We start from the raw sequence: 5,847 nt of genomic DNA on the forward strand, positions 1-5,847 counted from the left end.
GAAGCACAAAAGGAAATGAATGAAACAATAAATATGTTGGAAGAAAGTTTAAAAAGAGAAGGGTTCGGAGTTTTGTGGGAATGAATTTAATGTAACGGAAAAGCTGCAGGAAAAAGGGTTTAACTTTCTCAAATACCATTTGTGATTTTGGAAATATGTAATCCGCAAGAAGCAGCGCGTGTGCTTTCTGAAAACTTATTAGCAGGTTATTTTCTGTCATGCAAAATCGTAGTGTATAAAGAGAATGAAACAACAAAAATAGGTATGCCAAAACCAACCACGTTGATCAGCATGATGAATCATGAAGAACTGAAAAACTTAGCGGGGGACATTGAAAAAAGGTTGATATCCTGTATCGATGAATGCAGATAAATAGCTGCTAAAAATAAACCGAAAATAACATTGTTTAAATCTTTTGATAAAAAGCCTTTTATTATGGAATTTGGGAAAAGCTTAAAAGTAATAACGAATGGGGATAAATATAAAAAGAAAAGATTCTTTCAGGGAGGATTACACATGATCGGTAAATTACTTAGGGGAGTCCTAGTAGCCGTGCTACCTGTCTTTATCATTACCGGATGTAACAATCAAAACAATGACCATAATCAGATGGATCATGATTCGAAAGAAATGGATCATGCAAATATGAATCATGAAGATATGGATATGTCCTCCAATGATAAAGACAAAGATAACAAAACAAATGAAATGGAGTTCGCGAAGCCACCAAGTTCTTTCAACCGTTTAGCGAACCAAAACATCATGATAACAGCGACGAAAAACGTTACCCGTATAAACACAGATGATCCCATCAAATTATCCGTCATGGTTTCACAAATGGTTTGGCCTGCCACTCATAAAGAAAACCAGCCCGGCGGAATTATTTTAGTGCCTGTTGAAAACTGGCAAATGGCATTGGCAAGTGTAGACTTAATTCATCATCCGAACAACGGTCCTGTTTTATTTACAAAAGATCAAAAAATACCGGATGCCGTTTTAAAGGAAATAAATCGTCTTCAACCTTTAGGTACAGCTAACGGTACGCAAATCATGGTGATGGGAAATCTCAAGAAAAGCGAACTAGATAAATTAAAGAATTTTAAGATGAAACAAATTAGTGAAATAGATCCAGCTGCGTTTGCGAAAGAAATTGACCAATTTTACAGCGACATTGCTGGTAAGACTCCGCAAAGTGTGATTATTGGTTCTTTGGAAGATAAGGCGAAATTGTACACTCTTACAGCTGCCAATTGGATTGCCCACATGGAAGAACCGTTACTGTATGTTACGGCAAATGACATTCCACAACCAACCAAAGAGGCGTTACAGCAAAGAAAAGGAAAAGCAAATATATATCTTTTAGGTCCCGAATCAGTAATCTCTAAAAAAGTGGAAAACGAATTAAAATCATTTGGCACCGTTGTCCGAATAGCGGGCGATACACCGGTGCAACAATCCGTTTCTTTTGCTACCTACAAAGATGAAAAAACAAAATTTGGATGGGGACTAAATAATCCGGGGCATGGTGTATCATTTATTTCAACGAAAACCCCTGAACTAGCGATTGCGGCTGCGCCATTTTCTCATCTAGGAAAACACGCACCTTTAATATGGCTAGAGAATGGAGCACTAACAAAGGACGTATATGAATTTTTAGCTCGTTTAAAACCAACTTTTACGGATGATCCAACAGTAGGACCGTATAACCACGCATTTTTATCTGGTACATTCCGTTCCATCTCTTATCAAACACAAGGAATCATCGATGAAAAGCTCGAAATTGTTCCCGCAACCGGAGAAGGACATGTAGGACATTAGAAGCACGTAAATCTATATACGCAAAACAGCTTGCAAGCCGAGCAAGCTGTTTTTTTATTTTTGAAACTCGTGGTATTAATATGACGATGCAAACATATGGCATTCAACCAACATCAAAGGTTTTTGAATTATTCGCATATCATCACATACAACTTTTACAAGCTAATTTGCAATGATTCACGTTGTTTAAGAAACATGTAAGCAACAAAGTATGATTATGATGACAGAGCCATTAGAATTCTAATCGATTTTTGAAAACATCAAATTTCCATATAATAAATCTACGACAAAATTTTGCGAATTTTTACCCACACTTTCTCCATACTTTCTCCATACTTTTCCTTTATTCTAAAACCGTAAAAGGATGAAGGTGTAGAAAATGAAAAAACTTATTTCAGGTTTGTTTGTACTTGTTTCAGCTTTTGTGTAAGCTACAGCTGTTTTTGCGGCAAATAAAAATGATAATAATGATTGGGAACAAATGTTACCAATGATGAAACAAATGCATCCATATTTCTCAGAGAAACAATTATTATGAAAAATGTATGAACAGTGTCAAAGTAATGGAGATAAAATGATGGAACATATGATGAATCATGACAGAATGAACCAATAAACGATGAAACAAGAAGGACATATAAGTAATCATATCATATTGTAGGTTGCCGGAAAAAGAATTTATTTTGAAATCTAAAGCAATGCTTGGGATTGATGGACTGGAAGTTTGACGCAGATTAAGAAAAGGTGGAAATATCTCTATTCTTAAAGATGATAAGGAGGGAAGCTTTATGTTGAATAGGAGAGATTTTCTTAGCAGATCGTTAAAAGGAGCAGCTGGATTATTTGCTGTTTCGGTATTGCCCATAGGGCTAGCTGCTTGTAGTAACGATAAGAAAAATATCGATACAAGATCCATGGCCAATCTGGGGCCTTTAAGCGAGTTAGAAAAGGGAGAATTTCCGAAAAAGGTGCCATATAAAGTAAAAATAAAAGATGCATGGACTGAGCAGGAAATCGAGGGATTTGTGTATATCAATAAAAATAAAGAAGATAACTCTTTGTTAATTATGTCCCCAGTTTGTACCCATCTAGGCTGTATAATAGGAGATGCTGAATTAGAAATGCAAAAAAAGGGTATCCGCTTTTCTTGCTCATGCCACGGAGGGCAATATGATGAATATGGTATCAATGTAGGGGGACCGCCACCAAGACCGTTAGATATATTTGACTCTTACATTCAGGATGGCAATGTTTATATTGCTGTGCTAAGTCCGATAAAAAGGGAAAATAAAAAAGACTAAAAACTGGTGATTTAATGGGATGATGCCACAATAAAAACGAAAATCGGAAGAAAATCCTTTTTTCATATTCAGTAAATAGAGAAGACAGCAGGCTTGAAAACTCAACCTGCTGTTTTTTTTCTATTTATGGCATGACGCTGATTTCACCTACTTGAACCGTTTTTATTACTTTGTTTTGTTCTTTGGCAATGACACTAACCGTGTTTTTAAACACATATTGGTGACGAAAACATATTTATGATCCGGACTTGTGACTACTCCGTGTGCCCCTTTGCCTGTTTCAATCGCGGCAACTACTTTTTTTGCTTTTATGTTTATTTTGCTTACGGAATGAGATAGTGCATCTTTTGTCTCTTGATTGGCTACATAGGCAAACGTATCGTCGGAATCCATGTACACTTGAGCCGGTCCTTGACCGACAGGAACTTTGTTCACTTTGCCGCTTGCTAAGTCAACAATGGTAAGCGAATTCTCTGCATTTAACGTTACGACTAACGTTTTACCGTCTGAAGTAATGCCTGTTGTAACAGGAGTAGATCCTACTTTCATTTTCTTTTCTTCTTTCATTGTTTCTAAATTAAGAACGCTTACACTGTCTTCTCCCATGTTGGCGATATACGCGTATTTACTATCCTTTGAGATACGGAACCCATGAGGTCCTTTTCTAGTTGGAATTGTTTGGGTTACCGAGTAACTCGCCATATCAATCACAGAAACGTTATTATCTTCATTATTGGCTACGAGAGCGTACTTTCCATTTTCAGTGAAAACGATATGAACTGGATGATTCTCGACTTTCACTTTCTTAATTAATTCGTCTGTTTCTGTATTATAAATACCGCCATTCCTTTCATCTCCATGGAGTGATTATTTCCGTGTTGCATTTCCGGAACTAAAGTAGCACCGAGAATTTTTCCGTCAGGAGAGACTTGGACATTGTGAACGGCACCGTCTACTTTGATTGTTGAGACAACTTTATTCGTTTTTAAATCAATTTTTGAAATACTTCCGCCTTCATTAGCAGTAAAATAATATTTTTTCGCTTCGTGTTCTTTACTTTGTTCTTTTGTAGTAGTTTCAGACTGCTTATTTTGTTCACTCTCCCCTGAAGTAGCATCATTTTTTTGAGACGTAACCCCGCAACCTGTTAGAGCAAATATAAATAATGATAATAAGGTTACCGTGATGATAACTTTACGCATGAAATATTTCTCCTTTTTACTGAATTTAATCTAAAAACATGATAGTAACAAAAATATTGACTTGCTGTGACGAATTTCACAATAAAAATGAAATGGTTCCTAACAGTTACAATTTATTGAAATCCATAAATTATGCAAATTTATCTTGTAAAATAAAAATTATTTTAATTTATTTATTCAATAAGAAGGTGGAACTATTGTGGGGACGAAATTCGAAAGAATGATTCAAGAGTATCGATTGGACATGGAATCAGTTTATCAAACTTGGTTTTATAGATAATGCCCAAAGGTTAAAAGCATTCCGTACTATCCGAAACGGTGTTATAGAGGTAATTGATATAGAAAACAATACATTCAGAAACGACTTTAAGGAATCTTTGTTTTTCATACATATTTTGTTATTATATGGAGGAGAATGAGCTGATAAGAAAGGGACAAAAGTGAGAAAAATTTCGTTTAAATTATGATATTTTTTGTATTTGTAAGTCAGGGTAAGCCAGATGCTTATCGACTGTGATGACACTAGGTTTACAAATATGAGAAACAGCCAAGGCTTTCTTGAAAAAGCGCTTGGCTGCTTGTTTATCTCTTACAATTGATAGATAGTATCAGTATGTCCAGTTGCAGAAATTTTTTGTACCAGAATCCTATTTATAACTTATGATTATCCTGCTTTTCTAGTTTGCTTTTTTCATCATATATTTTTGCTCTTGGTGTGAATCTTTTTGACGCTTCATTTTATAGATAAAATAAATACTTAAACCTATAATCATCCAAATGCTGAAATACAACCACGTTTCAAGCGCAAGACGAGTCATTAAGAAGATACAACACGCAATTGTCAATATTGGAAGATATGGAACAAGCGGGGCCTTAAACCCTCTTTGCAGATTTGGATGTGTTTTGCGCAGTACAATAACGGATAAGGCCACCATCACAAAGGTTAACAAAGCGCCAATATTGACTAAGTTGGACAATGCCCTCAAATCAATAAATCCAGCAATTGCCGCTCCAGTAAATCCTGCAATCCATGTCGAAAAAACAGGCGCTTGAGAGTGTGAATGGACTACTGAGAACGGTTTTGGCAGTAAACGATCGCGACTCATAGAGAACAGAACGCGCACTGTTGCGTAAAGATAAACAAATATAACTGTTGTAATGCCAGCAATTGCTCCAACTGATATAACCCCTGCAACCAAATTTTGTCCGACTGCATGAAGCGCAAATGCCATCGCGTCGGAAACATTTAATAAATGATATGGAACCATTCCTGTTAAGACTAAGCTAACAATAACGTATAAAAGAGTGCACACGAATAAAGAAACGATAATGCCAATTGGCAAATCACGCTGCGGTTTTTTCACTTCTTCTGCCGCAGTTGCAACTGCATCAAACCCTAAAAATGCAAAGAACACTGTAGCAGTTCCTGCGAGAACTCCTTTCCACCCAAATGGTATGAATGGATCCCAATTTTCCGGTCGAACATAGAATATTCCGACAATTATAAATAATAAAATGACGGATAG

3 protein-coding genes and 3 pseudogenes are annotated in these 5,847 nt (G+C 36.1%); 3 read left to right on the forward strand and 3 right to left on the reverse strand.

The window, feature by feature from the left end; translation table 11 throughout:
• The first annotated feature begins 15 nt into the window (after positions 1 to 15).
• The 3 genes and pseudogenes from GCA01S_RS18655 (at position 16) to GCA01S_RS18665 (ending at position 3,119) form a co-directional block, all read left to right on the forward strand.
• A pseudogene (locus GCA01S_RS18655) lies at positions 16 to 372 on the forward strand (DUF302 domain-containing protein).
• 147 nt (positions 373 to 519) lie between these two features.
• Positions 520 to 1,818 (forward strand): cell wall-binding repeat-containing protein, encoded by a 1,299-nt coding sequence (locus tag GCA01S_RS18660; RefSeq protein WP_369818787.1) that lies wholly within the window; start codon positions 520 to 522, stop codon positions 1,816 to 1,818.
• Positions 1,819 to 2,606: 788 nt separating this feature from the next.
• Complete coding sequence (locus GCA01S_RS18665; protein ID WP_042412420.1) at positions 2,607 to 3,119, forward strand: QcrA and Rieske domain-containing protein; 513 nt, start codon at positions 2,607 to 2,609, stop codon at positions 3,117 to 3,119.
• 124 nt (positions 3,120 to 3,243) lie between these two features.
• On the opposite strand, the pseudogene GCA01S_RS21480 reads toward GCA01S_RS18665, so the two are convergent.
• The 3 genes and pseudogenes from GCA01S_RS21480 to GCA01S_RS18675 form a co-directional block, all read right to left on the reverse strand.
• A pseudogene (locus GCA01S_RS21480) lies at positions 3,244 to 4,321 on the reverse strand (YVTN family beta-propeller repeat protein).
• Positions 4,322 to 4,809: 488 nt separating this feature from the next.
• A pseudogene (locus GCA01S_RS21215) lies at positions 4,810 to 4,929 on the reverse strand (DDE-type integrase/transposase/recombinase); the annotation flags it as partial.
• Positions 4,930 to 4,998: 69 nt separating this feature from the next.
• Positions 4,999 to 5,847: APC family permease (locus tag GCA01S_RS18675; protein ID WP_042412427.1), on the reverse strand; the 849-nt coding region annotated here is incomplete at its 5' end.

The sequence above is a fragment of the Parageobacillus caldoxylosilyticus NBRC 107762 genome (assembly GCF_000632715.1).
Taxonomy (GTDB): Bacteria; Bacillota; Bacilli; order Bacillales; family Anoxybacillaceae; genus Saccharococcus; species Saccharococcus caldoxylosilyticus.